The 14,403-nt window shown below is 60.4% G+C and carries 13 protein-coding genes; 10 read left to right on the forward strand and 3 right to left on the reverse strand.

What is annotated here, in order from left to right; translation table 11 throughout:
- Positions 1 to 38: 38 nt before the first annotated feature.
- From ACVWYZ_RS12080 to ACVWYZ_RS12110, 7 genes are all read left to right on the forward strand, one after another.
- Positions 39 to 962, forward strand: coding sequence for an ABC transporter permease (locus ACVWYZ_RS12080; RefSeq protein WP_414357441.1), 924 nt, complete (start codon positions 39 to 41; stop codon positions 960 to 962).
- 615 nt (positions 963 to 1,577) lie between these two features.
- Complete coding sequence (locus ACVWYZ_RS12085; protein WP_414330801.1) at positions 1,578 to 1,730, forward strand: photosystem II protein Y; 153 nt, start codon at positions 1,578 to 1,580, stop codon at positions 1,728 to 1,730.
- Between the two features lie 34 nt (positions 1,731 to 1,764).
- Entirely contained in the window at positions 1,765 to 2,859 is a 1,095-nt protein-coding gene (locus tag ACVWYZ_RS12090) for an NAD(P)/FAD-dependent oxidoreductase (protein WP_457467195.1), read from the forward strand.
- 177 nt (positions 2,860 to 3,036) lie between these two features.
- Positions 3,037 to 3,942 carry a 6-carboxytetrahydropterin synthase gene (locus tag ACVWYZ_RS12095; RefSeq protein ID WP_457467203.1) on the forward strand — a complete coding sequence of 302 codons (906 nt, stop codon included), beginning with the start codon at positions 3,037 to 3,039 and terminating at the stop codon, positions 3,940 to 3,942.
- 10 nt (positions 3,943 to 3,952) lie between these two features.
- Positions 3,953 to 5,263, forward strand: coding sequence for a DNA double-strand break repair nuclease NurA (locus ACVWYZ_RS12100; protein ID WP_457467196.1), 1,311 nt, complete (start codon positions 3,953 to 3,955; stop codon positions 5,261 to 5,263).
- A gap of 129 nt (positions 5,264 to 5,392) precedes the next feature.
- Entirely contained in the window at positions 5,393 to 8,812 is a 3,420-nt protein-coding gene (gene treS, locus ACVWYZ_RS12105) for a maltose alpha-D-glucosyltransferase (protein ID WP_457467204.1), read from the forward strand.
- Positions 8,813 to 8,859: 47 nt separating this feature from the next.
- On the forward strand, positions 8,860 to 9,621 hold the full coding sequence (locus ACVWYZ_RS12110) for an SOS response-associated peptidase (protein WP_457467197.1): 762 nt from the start codon (positions 8,860 to 8,862) through the stop codon (positions 9,619 to 9,621).
- Here ACVWYZ_RS12110 and dprA read toward each other — a convergent pair.
- Positions 9,560 to 10,717, reverse strand: coding sequence for a DNA-processing protein DprA (dprA, locus tag ACVWYZ_RS12115; protein WP_457467198.1), 1,158 nt, complete (start codon positions 10,715 to 10,717; stop codon positions 9,560 to 9,562). The genes ACVWYZ_RS12110 and dprA overlap by 62 nt on opposite strands.
- 138 nt (positions 10,718 to 10,855) lie before the next feature.
- On the opposite strand from dprA, the gene ACVWYZ_RS12120 reads away from it, so the two are divergent.
- Both ACVWYZ_RS12120 and ACVWYZ_RS12125 read left to right on the forward strand, forming a co-directional pair.
- The gene (locus ACVWYZ_RS12120) at positions 10,856 to 11,047 is read left to right on the forward strand and encodes a hypothetical protein (protein WP_457467199.1); all 192 of its coding nucleotides are present in this window, start codon (positions 10,856 to 10,858) and stop codon (positions 11,045 to 11,047) included.
- Complete coding sequence (locus ACVWYZ_RS12125; RefSeq protein ID WP_457467200.1) at positions 11,040 to 12,494, forward strand: sodium:solute symporter family protein; 1,455 nt, start codon at positions 11,040 to 11,042, stop codon at positions 12,492 to 12,494. The genes ACVWYZ_RS12120 and ACVWYZ_RS12125 overlap by 8 nt, the downstream gene beginning before the upstream one ends.
- Before the next feature lie 24 nt (positions 12,495 to 12,518).
- On the opposite strand, the gene ACVWYZ_RS12130 is transcribed toward ACVWYZ_RS12125, so the two are convergent.
- Positions 12,519 to 13,343 carry a CPBP family intramembrane glutamic endopeptidase gene (locus ACVWYZ_RS12130; protein ID WP_457467201.1) on the reverse strand — a complete coding sequence of 275 codons (825 nt, stop codon included), beginning with the start codon at positions 13,341 to 13,343 and terminating at the stop codon, positions 12,519 to 12,521.
- A 14-nt stretch (positions 13,344 to 13,357) separates the two neighbouring features.
- Positions 13,358 to 13,639, reverse strand: coding sequence for an ATP-dependent Clp protease adapter ClpS (gene clpS, locus ACVWYZ_RS12135; protein WP_011432326.1), 282 nt, complete (start codon positions 13,637 to 13,639; stop codon positions 13,358 to 13,360).
- Positions 13,640 to 13,923: 284 nt separating this feature from the next.
- On the opposite strand from clpS, the gene ACVWYZ_RS12140 reads away from it, so the two are divergent.
- Positions 13,924 to 14,316, forward strand: a complete 393-nt coding sequence (locus ACVWYZ_RS12140) for a PhoD-like phosphatase N-terminal domain-containing protein (RefSeq protein WP_457467202.1) — start codon at positions 13,924 to 13,926, stop codon at positions 14,314 to 14,316.
- Positions 14,317 to 14,403: the final 87 nt, after the last annotated feature.

Below are 14,403 nucleotides of genomic sequence, written 5' to 3' on the forward strand. Positions count from 1 at the left end.
GAGCGGAGATCTCGTTTGCGCTGGCGCTGCGGAGCAATATGGCAACTCTGTTTTGGGCTTTGATCCCGGCTACCCTGCGCTCCACTACCCCTCTGTTGCTCACGGCCTTGGGGGGCATGTACTCCGAACGCAGCGGCGTGGTCAATATTGCCCTGGAAGGGATCATCTTGTTTGGGGCTTTGGCGGCGGCAGTGACCACCCAACGCCTGGAGGCTCCCCTTCTGGCCCAGACTCCAGCAGCCCAGGTGGGTTGGATCCCTTGGGTGGGTCTGTTGGCCGGCGCCTTGGGGGGAGTGGCCATTGCCTTTGTGCATGCGCTGATGTGCATCCGCTACAGAGCTGATCAAATTGTCAGCGGCACCGCCATCAACCTGTTGGCCATGAGCGTGCCTTCGCTGGTGCTGCAATCCTTCTACGGCAACACCACCAACTCTCAGGAAATTGTCAATCGGCTGCCGTTATGGCATGGGTTTAGCCCCTTGGTGTACCTGGCCTTTCTGTTGGTGCCGATCTCCTGGTGGTTGCTGTTCAAAACGCCCTGGGGCTTGCGGCTGCGAGCGGTGGGAGAGCATCCTCAGGCTGCTGCCACCATGGGGGTGGACGTCCTGGGTATGCGCTACGCGGCGGTGCTGCTCTCCGGCTTGTTGGGGGGCCTGGCGGGGGCTTATCTTTCCATCGGCTTTTTGAACCAGTTTGTCCGCAACATGTCAGCAGGAAAGGGCTTTATCGCCTTGGCAGCGATGATCTTCGGCAAGTGGCATCCCTTCGGGATCTTGGGCGCAACGCTGTTGTTTGGAGCCACCGACGCCCTGGCCATCCAACTGCAGGGAGGAGATGTGATGCCGCCCGTGTTGATCCAGGCTTTGCCCTTTGTGTTGACGATGGGGGTTCTATCGGGAGTGCTGAGCCGCACCCGCCAAACCCGCCCGCCGGCTGCCCTGGGCAAAATCTACAGCAACTGAAAGAGAGCCGAGAGACAACCCTTTCTAGCGCACAGTCATGATGGTCATCTCGATTCAAACTAGGACACTGCACCCACACCTAAAACGTTGGTCGCGTCGGCGTTGCGGAACAGTAATGCACTCGGCCAAAGGCTTTCCTCAATGGCCCAGGCATCTCACCCTAGACTGAACACCGCAGTCTAGAAATGGTCTAGAAACAGCTTAGAAACCCTCGGAAAGGCAGAGGGGCGCCAAGATGGGCTCCGGGGAACTCCCCAAAACAGGGATTCTCTCATGGGCAGCAATATCAAACTGGCTCGGTTGCTGGCTTTGGCGGCAGTTAGCGGTTGATCGGGGTCGATTGTACGCCCCTGCTGGGTACGCTAGTTCTGGACGCGATTCTCGGTGTGGGCCTGTTGGCTCCCGCCTCAGCAGTCCAGATGGGGCAAAGTCTGTCCGGTAGGGATCCCCATTTAGGTTTATTCTGGACTTAGCCATCTTTCCAGAGTTGCACCTCAGCTTGTGCGGGATCCAGAGTCGAAAATGGTTTCACCCTATCGGGATTCCGGCAGTTGCCAACCCTGGAGGCTCTTGTTCCGAGCAGTCGGTAAATCTATGTTAGGGGGGATGAAAACCATGGACATTGATCTTCGTCCGCTGATCGTTTTGTCGCCCATTGTTTTGGTGGTTGCCTGGGCTGCTTACAACATCATCAAGGCTGCCATCAAGGGGGAGGCCAAGCTCTTCGGCGAAAGAGGCAACAACCCCTTTGGCAGAGGGGGGAGCTGAACGTGCGGATCCGCTCACAGCCGGCAGGCTCAGTATGCTAGGTGAGGAGACCCAGGCAGCGGTAACGCCCTCCGAGGGGACAAGCCCAAAATCCGCTGATGTGATTGTTATTGGGGCCGGAGTGGCCGGCTTGGTGTGTGCAAGGCAACTGCTGCGGGCAGGGCTCCAGGTTCTGGTGCTGGAAAAATCGGCAGGCTTGGGCGGGCGCATGGCCACCCGTCGAGTTGAACATGCTGGACAAACGGTGCCGGTGGATCATGGAGCTCAATACCTGACCGCCGACTCGGATGGCTTTCATCGCTGGGTGAAGGAGCTGCTGGGCCTGGGGCTGCTGACGGAATGGACGCGCTCGCTGCATGTGCTGGATCGAGAAGGGCTGCGCCCAGAGGATCCCAACGATGAAAAACCGCGCTATGTCTGCCCTCAGGGCATGACGACGCTGGCCAAACACCTGGCTGCCCCGCTGTCGGTACACACCCAAACTCGTGTGGTCAGCCTCAAACCTTTGGCAACAAGCTGGCAATTGAGGGCGGAGAACGGCCAATGCTACGAGGCTGCTGCCCTGGTGGCGACAATTCCGGCCCCCCAGTTGCTGCCCCTGCTCCGGGAAGGGATCCCTTCGGCTGAAAACCTGTTGCCTCTGCTGGAATCCGCCCAGTATCAACCCTGCCTTGCGGTTTTGGCGGGCTACTCTGAGCATACGCCGCCTTGGAAGGGGATCAAGTGCTTGGAGGATCCGATGTTGGCCTGGCTGGGACTGGACAGCAGCAAGCGCCTGCAGCCGCTCCCGCCTGTGGTGGTCTTGCATGGGGGGGCGGAGTGGTCATCTCTGTACTTGGAGGCCGGCCCCTCTGAGCTGGAAAAGGCCGGTCGAGAATTGCTGGCCCACGCGGCCCAACGGCTGGATCCCTGGCTGGCTTCGCCACAATGGATGCAGGTGCACCGTTGGCGCTACGCATTGCCTTTGGAAACCACGGGATTGGCCAGCCTAAGCACCCGTATTCCCGCCGCTGAGGGATTGCCTTTGGTTTGTGCCGGCGATTGGTGCGCCGGAGGGCGCGTAGAGGGGGCTTGGCTCTCAGGACACAATGCCGCCAAAACCTTGCTCGAAATGCTTTCTGGGAAATGAGGGTATGCACAGGCCGACCCGGTCGGCAGGGCAAGTGCCTGACCTGGCGCAGGACAGAGATGACGGCAAGACCACTGGGAGGGTAGGCTGAGGGCCGCTGAGAATTTCCACCCTCTGGGCCGGGGAGTGTGTCAAGCTAAAGGGTGGATCCCCCGGCAGATGCTCTCCTCTCCACTCATGTCCAGAATCTGTACAATCTACCGCCGTGCGCAATTTGCCGCCAGCCATCGGTACTGGTTGCCCGAACTCTCAGAAGCCGAGAACTTAGCCCGCTTTGGCCCCAATGCCCGTTTTCCCGGCCATGGCCACAACTATGTGCTGGAGGTGGGCATGAGTGGTGAGGTGGATGACTATGGGATGGTGCTCAACCTCTCGGAGGTGAAGCAGGTGATCCGGCAGCGGGTGATTCAAGATCTCAACTTTGCTTATCTAAATCAAGCTTGGCCGGAGTTTGCCCAAACCTTGCCCACTACCGAGTTTATCGCTTACGTGATTTGGCAACGCCTGGCCGATGCCTTGCCCCTAACCAGCGTCCGTCTGTACGAAGATCCTGAGCTTTGGGCCGAATACCGAGGAGAAGCCATGCAAGCCTACTTGACTGTTGCCACCCATTTCAGCGCCGCCCACCGCTTGGCTCTGGATCACCTGAGTTTTGAAGAAAACAGCGCCATCTACGGCCTCTGTGCCCGTCCCCACGGCCACGGCCACAACTACGGCCTGGAGATCACCGTCAAGGGATCCATCCATCCGCGCACGGGGATGATCGTGGACTTGGCGGCCCTGCAGCGGCTGATCGAGGAGCAGGTGGTGAAGCCGCTGGATCACACCTTTTTGAACAAAGACATTCCCTACTTTGCCCAGGTGGTGCCTACTGCCGAAAACATCGCCCTCTACATCCAGCGGCTGCTGACTCTGCCCCTGCGGGAGCTGGGGGTGCAGTTGCATCGGGTTCGCCTGCAGGAGAGTCCCAACAACAGCAGCGAGGTCTACGGGGAGTTTCCGCTGGAAGAGCTGCTCAACTCCTCAGAAGGACAAGATGTGGCTTCTTCCGCTTCTGGCAGCCGTATTGCCATGCAGGGCTGATGCGGCCATCATGTTGGATCTGGTTAAGCTGAGCGGGCAAATTCCTGCGTTCACCCGGCACTTGCAACAGGAGTCGAAAGCCGGCCAAGAACGCCTGCGCCAAGCCTGGCAAGTTTTCGAGCGCTGGCAGCAGGAGCCGCAGGTTTGGCAGTCCCGCTGGGCCGAGTGGGGATCCCATCTGTCGTTTGTTTGCGCCAGCCCTGCCGAGCCGCCGGAAGCTTGGGGATCCCTGCCCAAGGTTGAACCTCTGCAGGGGCGACACACGGTGGTGGCCACGGATGGATCCCAGATTTTGCCCAGTCACCACGAGATTGCCTACTGCTCGCTGATCAATGTTGGGCGCGTGGTTCTCCACTACGGCACCCAGGAGTGGCCGCTGTTGGACAGCCAGCCCCTGCTGCTGTATGGAGATGAATCCTTTGCCCGGCACTCAGACTCCTCTTCCCCGGAGCGGAGGGCAGAAGGGTTGCCGAGCGCCCCCCTTAACCGGCGAGACTCTCGCCCACGGCGCACCCCAGGTGAACGCAACCCCGGCAGCGGAACGGAGCCTTCGTTGGGGCCGGAAGAGGTGCTGGCCTTACGACGCTCCCGAGCAGAACTGGAGGAGCTGGCGCAGTTGGCCCTGTCGGTGCCCCGTCGCCGCATCACGCTGGCGCTCTTGGATGGATCCCTGATCCCCTGGGGACTGGAACCTCTGTCCCAGCCGGCCCGGCGCCCCTGGTTGGATCCCATTCTGGCGACCTTGGAGCAGTTGCGGGCGGCCCGCATCCCTCTCGTGGGATACATCAGCGCCTCTCGCAGCAGCGAAACCCTTAACTACCTGCGCCTGGGGCTGTGCCCCTACCTGGGCTGTGAATGTTATCGCTACTGCCTTGCCGACAAAACCCCCCCTTGCCATCCCTTTGCCCCCCTGCCGGATCGCGTTTTTTGGGGATCCCTGCTGCAGCCGGGAGAGCGCAGCCCCCTTTGGCGCTGCGGAGCCAGCGTGCTGGACACCTTCGGGGAACACCACATCCACTGCTGTTATCTGAATGTCAGCGAGGGATCCCTGGGCCAAGCCGAAATTGCTCGCCTGGAGTTTCCCGCTTGGGTGGCCCAGGATGCGGAGTTGCTGCAGCGGGCCTTGGCAGGCGTGCTGAGCCAAGTGCACAAAGGCTTTGGCTACCCCATCGCCTTGGCAGAAGCCCATCATTTGGCGGTGGTGAGGAGCGGGGATCGGCAGCGGTTCTTTGCCCTGATCGAGCAGGAGCTGATCCGCACCGGCCTGCGCCACGTAGCCGTCTCTCGCAAGGAAGCCCAGAAGCGGAGTGGCATTGCCTGAGCCCGAGAAAGCCCGCACTGACCCTGGGGATCCCTGGCACCCAAGAAAAGGCTGTAGCCTATTGAGGGGATCCCCATTCAACGGTTAGGGTTGCCAAGGTGTCCCAATCCTGTCTCTGTTGCCAGCATGATGATCCGAACCCCTCTGCGCAGCATCATCTCCCCCCTCACCCACAACCCCCTCTGGTACAAAGACGCGATCATCTACGAGCTACCGGTGCGGGCTTTTGCCGACAGCGATGGCGACGGCGTGGGAGACTTCCAGGGCCTGACGGAAAAGCTGGACTACCTGCAGGATCTGGGCATCACGGCCATTTGGCTGCTGCCCTTTTTCCCCTCGCCCCTGCGGGATGACGGCTACGACGTCTCCGATTTCACCAACGTTAACCCCACCTTGGGCACCCTAGAAGACTTCAAAATCTTTCTGGATGCCGCCCATCAACGGGGGATCCGCGTCATCATCGAGCTGATCCTCAACCACACCTCAGATCAGCACCCGTGGTTTCAGCGGGCTCGGCGGGCTGCTCCCGGCACCCCAGAGCGAGACTTTTACGTTTGGAGCGATACGCCCGAAAAGTACAAAGAAGCCCGCATCATCTTTCAAGACTTTGAAACTTCCAACTGGGCCTGGGATCCGGTGGCCAAAGCCTACTATTGGCATCGCTTCTACTCCCACCAGCCGGATCTCAACTACGACAACCCCGCCGTGCAGAAAGCCATCTTTGAGGTGGTGGACTTCTGGCTGAGCATGGGGGTGGATGGCCTACGGCTGGATGCCGTGCCCTATCTCTACGAGCGGGAAGGCACCAACTGCGAGAACCTGCCGGAAACCCATGCCTTCCTCAAGGCCCTGCGCCAACACATCGACCGCAACTATCCCGACCGCATGTTGCTGGCCGAGGCCAACCAATGGCCGGAAGATGCCGTGGCCTACTTCGGCGACGGGGACGAATGCCACATGGACTTTCACTTCCCCCTCATGCCGCGGCTGTTCATGGCCATCCAGATGGAGGATCGCTTCCCCATCATTGACATCCTGCAGCAAACCCCGCCCATCCCCGAAACCTGCCAATGGGCCATCTTCCTGCGCAACCACGACGAGCTCACCTTGGAGATGGTCACCGACGAAGAGCGGGACTACATGTACCAGGTGTACGCAAAGGATCCCAATGCGCGGGTGAACCTGGGCATCCGTCGGCGCTTGGCCCCCCTGCTGGGCAACAGCCGCCGCCGCATCGAGCTGATGAACAGCCTGCTGTTTTCCCTGCCCGGCACCCCGGTCATCTACTACGGGGACGAGATCGGCATGGGAGACAACATCTACCTGGGGGATCGCAATAGCGTGCGCACCCCCATGCAGTGGAGCGCCGACCGCAACGCCGGCTTTTCCCGGGCCAACCCGCAAAAGCTTTATCTGCCCATTGTCATCGATGCCGAGTACCACTACGAAACCGTCAATGTCGAAGCGCAGCGGAACAACCCCTATTCCCTGTGGTGGACTATGAAGCGGCTCATCGCAGTGCGCAAGCGATTCCAAGCTTTTGGCCGCGGCTCCTTTGAGCTGCTCCACCCGGAAAATCGCAAGGTGCTTGCCTTTATGCGGGCCTTTGGCGATGAGCGCATCTTGGTGGTGGCCAACCTCTCCCGCTATGTGCAGTGCGTGGAGCTGGACTTGGCGGAGTGGGAAGGACTAATTCCGGTGGAGATCTTCGGGCGCACCGAGTTTCCCCCCATCGGACAACTGCCCTATTTTTTGACTCTAGGCCCCCATTCTTTCTATTGGTTCTCCCTTGAGCCCCAAACGGAGCGGATCCACCCCAGCCACAGCAAGCCGGAAGAGCTGGATCGTCTGCCCACCCTGATCCCCTCAAGCGGCACTTGGGAAAGCCTCTTTCAAGGGGAAAGCCAAAAGCAGGTGGAGGCGCTTTTGGGGGACTATCTCTACCGTTGTCGCTGGTTCGGCTCCAAAGCCCGCCAGATCCAGTCGGCCCAGATCTTGGATGCCATTCCCTGCAACCGGGAGGCAGATCCCCCCTTTCGGGGCCAGATCATTCTTCTGCAAACTGAGTTCACTCAGGGGGAAGCGGAAGTCTACTCCCTTCCGGTAGGCTACGCCACTCAGGAGATGGCTCTGCACCTGCGCAGGGAGATGCCGCAAGCGGTCATTGCCCCTGTGCAAGTGGCCGGGGATCCGCCGGGGGTTCTTTTCGACGCTTTGGCGGATAAAACCTTTTTGTCCCTAGCCTTGCAGATCATCGCCCAGCAGGGGCGCCTGCGCCACAGCTCCGGGGAGCTCTGGGCCACCACCTCTGGCGCTTTTGAGTATGACCCCAGCCTGGAACCCCGTATCCTCAAGGCCGAGCAGAGCAATACCTCTGTGGTCTACGGCAACCGGTACATCCTCAAGGTCTACCGCAAGGTGGCCGAAGGGGTGAATCCCGAGCTGGAGATTGGCCGCTACCTGCTGGAGCACCATCCCCAAGTGCGGGTGCCGCGGCTGCTGGGATCCCTGGAGTATCGCCGTCGTCGCGGGGCCCGTGGGTTTGATCCCGCCGATCAGCCCATTACCCTGGCCATTTTGCAGGAGTACATCCCCAACGAGGGAGATGCCTGGCACTACACCCTGGACAGCTTGGGGCAATTTTTTGAGGCGGTGTTGGTTCACCACCAAGAGGTGGATCCCGTGCCCGTGCCGCAGGGATCCTTCTTGGAGCTTTCCCAACAGCCCTTGCCGGAGCTGGCCTACGCCACCATCGGCAGCTACCTAGAATCGGTGCGGATCTTGGCCAAGCGCACCGCCGAGCTGCACATCGCCCTGGCTGCCGATACGGAGAACAAAGACTTTGCCCCAGAGCCTTTCTCCAGCCTGTACCAGCGCTCCGTTTACCAGTCCATGCGCAACTTGGTGGGGCAGGTGTTTCCGCTGCTGTTCGCGTCAGCGGGACGGAGTCCTTATAAGCAGCTCCCCAAGCTGCCGGAAGCAGAGGCCAACTTGGCTCGGGCTGTTTGCGACCAAGAAGGGGAAATCATGAGCCGCTTCCGCCTGATCCTGGAGCGGAAGATCACCGCCCTGCGTACCCGCTGCCACGGGGATTATCACCTGGGCCAGGTGCTGTTTACCGGCAAAGACTTTGTCATCATCGACTTTGAAGGGGAGCCGGCCCGCTCTTTGGGCGAACGGCGTCTCAAGCGTTGCCCCTTACGGGATGTGGCGGGGATGCTGCGATCCTTCCACTATGCTGTCCACACAGCTTTGCGCCAGCAACTGGAGAGCGGCTTGGTCTGCGCCGACCACTGCCCCGACATGATGCGGTGGGCCCAGTTTTGGCACCGCTGGGTCTGCGCGGGCTTTTTGGCCGAATATCTGCAGGTGGCTTTCCAAGCGGCTTTTTTGCCCCGCAGCCTGCAAGAGATAGAGGTGTTGTTGGACGCCTATCTGCTGGAAAAAGCCATTTACGAGCTGGGCTATGAGTTGAACCACCGCCCCGAGTGGGTGGAGATTCCCCTGCGCGGGATCTTGCAACTGCTGGGCATTTCCACCAAGGTTTAGGGGATCCTGTCGGCAGGCCATTTGGGGTGAGCGACTGGGGGACAAACATGTGTGGACGGTTTAGCCTGGCAGTGGCCCCAGAAGTGCTGATGCAGCATTTCGGCTTGCCGGTGGCAGCAGAAGAAAGGGCAGTTGTCTCCCGGTACAACATCGCCCCTTCTCAGCCCGTGCTGGCGATGATTGAGCTGGGATCCCTTCAGCGCAAGGCAACCCATTTTCGCTGGGGCCTGATCCCCGCTTGGAGCCAAGCCGCCAAGGCCGGGTTGATCAATGCTCGTTCTGAAACGGTGGCCGAGAAGCCTTCTTTCCGCGAAGCTTTCCGCCGTCGTCGCTGCCTGATCCCGGCAGATGGCTTCTACGAGTGGGCCGACCAGGGTACAGGCAAGAAGGGCAGACAACCCTACTGGTTTCACCTGCTGGATCGACCGGTATTTGCCTTTGCCGGGATTTGGGAACGCTGGCGCAGCCCAGAGGGGGTGGAGGTGGAAACCTGTGCCATCCTCAACACCGCTGCCAACCGCCTGATGCGGCTTTTTCACGAGCGGATGCCCGTGATTTTGACGGAAAACGACTACGACCTTTGGCTGGATCCCCAGGTGCAGGATCCCAAGCTGCTGTTGCCCCTGCTTCGCCCCTACCCGGCAGAGGCCATGGTGGCTTATCCGGTCAGCACCCATGTGAACAATCCCCGCCACGAGGATCCCACTTGCCGCGCTCCCACAGGAGAGGCAGTGCGGGGGGCCGACTTCAGCGCGCTCGACGATAGCGCATCCCCGGCAGTTGTACCAGCCAGCCTTCCAATTCCATAAGCAGCAGGGTACTGGAAAGGGTGGCAATATCCATCTGGCTAGCCTGGGCCAAGGCATCGATGCTGAGGATGCCCTCCCCTAGCAGCTGCCAGAGCAGTTGCTGTTGGGGATCGCTGGGGCCAGTGGACGAGGGCTGCTTTAGCACAGGGGATCCCTGAACTAAGCCCAAGTCTTTCAACAGCTCCTCGATCCCCAGGATCATGCCCGCGCCACTGCGGATGAGGTGGAGACAGCCACGGGCCGCCGCCGTGTCGATATTCCCCGGCAACGCATAGACTTCCCGACCGTAGTGGTTGGCTAAGTGAGCAGTGATCAGCGCTCCAGAGGTCTCAGGAGCTTCCATCACCAGAGTGGCGCGGCAGAGGCCGGCAATGATGCGGTTGCGCTGGGGAAAATGCTCCTTGGCCGGTGGCGTGCCGGGGGGATATTCGCTGAGGATGGCCCCTTGGGCCAGGATGCGCCGGTAGAGAGCTTGATGGTGAGCTGGGTAAACTTTGTCCACCCCCGTTCCCACCACGGCCACCGTCTTGCCGCCGGCATCCAGACAGGCCTGGTGGGCAATGCCGTCGATCCCCGTTGCCAGCCCCGAGACCACCACACAGCCAGCTTCCGCCAGGGCAGCGCTGACTTTCTGGGTCCACTGTCGACCGTAGGCCGTAGGGGCGCGGGTGCCGACGATGGCAATAGCCGGCTGTTGCCAATTGGGACATTCTCCTAGGGCATAGAGAATGGGCGGGGGATCTGGCACCTCCCACAGCAGCGGCGGATAGTCCGGATCTGCAGGCGTGAGAAAGGGGATCCCCGCTTTGAGGGTTTCCTCCAGGATCTGCTCGGGATCAAGGCCAGGACGGGCAGAGACAATAGCCTGGGCCAGGGTGGGGCCGATCCCTTCCACCTGCTGCAGGGCCGGGGCATCCGCTTGCCAAGCCCGCTCCAGGGATCCAAAAAACTCCGCCAGCCGCTTGAGCCGGTGGGGGCCAATCCCTTTGATGCGGGCCCAAGCTAGCCAGTAGGGCCGCTCCCGTTCTTCATGGCCTGGCCCACGGGAAGGCTCCCTCTTGCCAACAGGATCTGAAGGGGAAAGGGGAAAAGACAATTTAGCTCTGCGCAGTAGTGGCTGTATCTTAAATGATTGGCAAAAGGAACGCTTGGCAAAAAAGCAGGAGATGGGTAGATGTCAGGGTTGGATCCCGCCGGTAACCTTCAAGGATCAAGGCAGCTGCGGTTTGGGCGGATGCGCCAAGCTTGGGTGTGGGGGGCCTATCCCCTGCTGTGGCTGTTGACCTGGGTGGGATCCCGCTCGGCCCAGCCCCAGTTTTTGGGGATCCCTGCTTGGTACTGGGGGGCAGGGCTGGCCGTGCTGCTGCTGGTGCCCTTGAATCTTTACATTGTGCGCGTTTGCTGGCCGAGAGGCGGAGATGAGTAACACGGTTTTGAGTCTGGGTGTGGTGGGGGCATACTTGCTGCTGCTGGCGGCCATTGGCTTCTGGAGCTATCGCCACAGCGGTCGGGATCCGGTTAGCTACTTTTTGGCGGGGCGGGGTCTGGGATCCCTGGCTCTAACTTTGACGACGCTGGCGACGCTGATCAGTGCCTTTACCTTCATTGGGGTGCCAGCGGATGCCTATACCCACGGCCTAGGGATCTTCCTGGGGGTGGGAGTGACCACCGCCTTCATTTCGGGGCTGTTTCTGTGGGTGGGCTACCGGGTATGGCTAGCAGCCCAACACTTTGGCTTCATCACCCCTTCCGAGTTTTTCGGCCACCGCTTCAACAGCCCTCTTTTGGCTCTACTCTACTGCCTTAGCGCCCTGACGTTTACCGCCCCCTACATCAGCATCCAGATCATTGGCGGAGCCCGCACCCTAGCGGCTGTCTTGGGGGAGGGGATCCCCTACTGGCCCTTGGCAGTGGTGGTGGCCTTGGTGATCCTGGGGTATGTGCTCTTTGGAGGATCCCAGGCGGTGGTCTGGACGGACATGGTGCAGGGGATCATCTTGATTCTGGGGATGGGGGTGGCCTTTGTTGCAGTGGCTTTCTCCCTAGGGAGAGAAGCGGGTAGCGAACTGGATCCCTGGCTGAGCTTGCCCGGCCCCCAAGGACGCTGGAGCTGGCAAGGGTTACTCGGCAATCAACTGCTGTTTTTCATGGCCACTCCCCTTTTCCCACAATTTTTCCAGCGCTTTTACATGGCCAGGAGTGCTCATCCCTTCAAGACCCTGATGGTAGTCTGGCCGCTGCTGATTCTGCTGGTCTTTTTCCCGGCAGCTCTTCTTGGGGTTTGGGGCCGCCTGGCTTTTCCCGGCCTGGAGAAAGCGGACCAGATCATGCCCCTGATGTTGCAAACTCTGCCCGGCGGTGTGGCAGCGGTGGTGATTACAGCAGCTCTGGCCGCCCTCATGTCCACGGCAGACTCACAGCTCCTTACGGCCAGCTCGTTGGTAACGCGGGATCTGGTAGTGACCCTCTTTAGACGCCAGCTTTCCCCCCACCAAGAAGAACAATTGGGACGCTGGGTGGTGCTGGGGATCGGTTTGGCCTCTTTTGCCATTGCCCTTAACCCGCCGGGGCTGATTGTGGAGATCGCCACCTGGAGCTTTCAGGGAAATGCCATGCTGTTCCCAATCCTGATAGCCGGTCTGTACTGGAAGCGGGCTACCCGCGCTGGGGCTGTAGCAGGAGCCTTGGTCTCCAGTGGCCTGACTTTAGGTTGGCTGTCGGGTCTGTTGCCGCGGGCTTGGACAGGGGGCTGGTTACCCGTAATCCCGGCAGTGGTGATCGGCAGTGGGGTGTTAATTGGCGTAAGCTTGCTTACCCAGCCGCCCAAGGAGCAGGTGACCGCCTACTACGAGGAAGGGCCTTGGGGAGAGTAGGTTATTCTTTATCGATCAGCTCAATCAACGCTTTTCCAGGTCTGCCGGTAGCCAGCCAGCTTGAGCCAGGCCGTTGAGAAATGCGAAAGTCCCTCCTAGAAAAAGCAAGCCCATCAGCCCGGCCAAGGGGTTGCCGCCGATCCCGGTCAGCCACTCGGGCGCCCTGCCGGTGTAGTCTATCCAGGCCAAGTTGTTGACCCAGGCCATGCCCCAGACCCAACCCGCGTGCAGCCCTAGGCTAAGGCCCAGCTTGTTTTGGTTCCAGACCCTCGCCTGCACCAGCAGCAGCCCCATCAGCCACAGTCCGGGAAATTGCGGCCAGGTGGCGAGAATCTCAGGCAAAGGCTTCAGGAAATGGGCCATAGCAAACAGGAAGCTGGATCCCCACACCGCAGTGCTGCAACCGTAGTCCAGCAGCATCTCCTGCAGCAGCCAGCCGCGAAAAAACAGCTCCTCCGCCAGCGCCACCCCCAAGCCCAAAAGCAACCCCAGCAACCCATAGACCAGCAGGGATCCCCCTCCTACCGCCCTCCAACTCAGCCAACCCAGGGATCCCTCCAGGCCCAAAAGCAAGAAAAGCCCCCCGACCCCGATCCCCAGGCCCCACAGGATCCCGCCTCGGCAAGGCCAACTGCCATCCAGTCCATAGGCGGCAAACCCGGATCCCCACACCCATAGCCAGGCTAGCAGCAGGGCATACAGGAGCAGCCACAGGTACTCCCGTCGTTCAGGAAGAAGCCAACTCCCCAGCCCGAGCAACGGCAGCCAGGCCAAGAGCGGGATCGCCAAGAAAAGCAGCAGACGCAGCAGAAATGGACAAGCCCTCAGCTTGGAGATCGGCAGGCCCATCCAACCCGCCCCGCCTAGCGTTCCGGCTCAATGGAACTGGTCAGGCCATGTTGCCGCAACTGTTCGCAGTAAAACTCCGCATGCTCCCGCGGCACCACGATCACCACAGCAACGCCGTTGTGGTGGGCTTCCAGCATGATCTCAGTGGCTTGCGGCGGCATCATCGCCGGGATCACCTTCACCAGCACCTGAACCACGTACTCCATGGTGTTGACATCGTCGTTGTGCAGCAACACCCGGTACATGGGCATGTGCTTCGGGGTTACAGAAGGCTTGACCAGAGTCTCCGTAGCCACGACGATCCCTCCTTCGGCAGGGTCAACAAGAAGTCTAAGGAACGCAAAACCGCAAAAATGGGGCAAAAGCAGGAAAAACTGTAATGAAATTTTAGCCTTCTCAGCAAGCTCTGTGAAAAGGCCGTGGGGAACCTGGGCGCAGGGGTCAGAGCCGTTAAACCAACCCTAACCCAGCCTTCACCTGCCCACAACCTCAGCTTGGGGGCAAAAGTGCTTGACTAAAAAGGCGATTGGCCTTTGTTGCGGATCCCTTTACATTTGCCTGCGTCCCTGAGGTGGGTCTCATGAGTTCCCTGCGTTCCCGTCGCTTTTTCCTGCAGTTGCTGATGTTTGGAGGTGGGGCAGCTGCCCTGGCTGCCTGTGGAGGCACCTCCAGTTCCTCCATTCCCCCCCTGGGAGAGCCTGGATTTCCCCAAGGGGTATTTGCCGGGGATCCCACCTCGGAAGGGGCGGTGCTTTCCACGCGGGTGATCCCGGCCAGCGCGACAGATACGGTTGCGGTGACGTTGCAGGTGGCTGAGAATTCCGAGTTCAACCCCATTTCGCAACAAGTTTCGCTTACTGCTCGCCGTGTGGCGGGCCGCAACTACCGCACTGAGCCAGGCGACTACATTGCTCGTGCCGTCGTCACCGGCTTGAGGCCAGCGCAGCGCTACTTCTACCGGTTTGTCAGCTAGAAATCGCAGGAGCCCCGCACTGTACCCGTAGGGTCAGTGTCGGGAGGAATGCGGAAGTTATGATAGAACCATGACCCAAGTCCTGAC

Source organism: Thermostichus sp. MS-CIW-37, assembly GCF_054060065.1.

Bases quoted from the DNA above. Each gene is read 5' to 3' on its own strand.
- ACVWYZ_RS12110 (WP_457467197.1), top strand. From the start codon at position 8,860: ATGTGTGGACGGTTTAGCCTGGCAGTGGCCCCAGAAGTGCTGATGCAG.
- treS (WP_457467204.1), top strand. From the start codon at position 5,393: ATGATCCGAACCCCTCTGCGCAGCATCATCTCCCCCCTCACCCACAAC.
- ACVWYZ_RS12125 (WP_457467200.1), top strand. From the start codon at position 11,040: ATGAGTAACACGGTTTTGAGTCTGGGTGTGGTGGGGGCATACTTGCTG.
- ACVWYZ_RS12120 (WP_457467199.1), top strand. From the start codon at position 10,856: ATGCGCCAAGCTTGGGTGTGGGGGGCCTATCCCCTGCTGTGGCTGTTG.
- ACVWYZ_RS12130 (WP_457467201.1), bottom strand. From the start codon at position 13,343: ATGGGCCTGCCGATCTCCAAGCTGAGGGCTTGTCCATTTCTGCTGCGT.
- ACVWYZ_RS12140 (WP_457467202.1), top strand. From the start codon at position 13,924: ATGAGTTCCCTGCGTTCCCGTCGCTTTTTCCTGCAGTTGCTGATGTTT.
- ACVWYZ_RS12085 (WP_414330801.1), top strand. From the start codon at position 1,578: ATGGACATTGATCTTCGTCCGCTGATCGTTTTGTCGCCCATTGTTTTG.
- ACVWYZ_RS12080 (WP_414357441.1), top strand. From the start codon at position 39: ATGGCAACTCTGTTTTGGGCTTTGATCCCGGCTACCCTGCGCTCCACT.
- ACVWYZ_RS12090 (WP_457467195.1), top strand. From the start codon at position 1,765: ATGCTAGGTGAGGAGACCCAGGCAGCGGTAACGCCCTCCGAGGGGACA.
- ACVWYZ_RS12095 (WP_457467203.1), top strand. From the start codon at position 3,037: ATGTCCAGAATCTGTACAATCTACCGCCGTGCGCAATTTGCCGCCAGC.
- ACVWYZ_RS12100 (WP_457467196.1), top strand. From the start codon at position 3,953: ATGTTGGATCTGGTTAAGCTGAGCGGGCAAATTCCTGCGTTCACCCGG.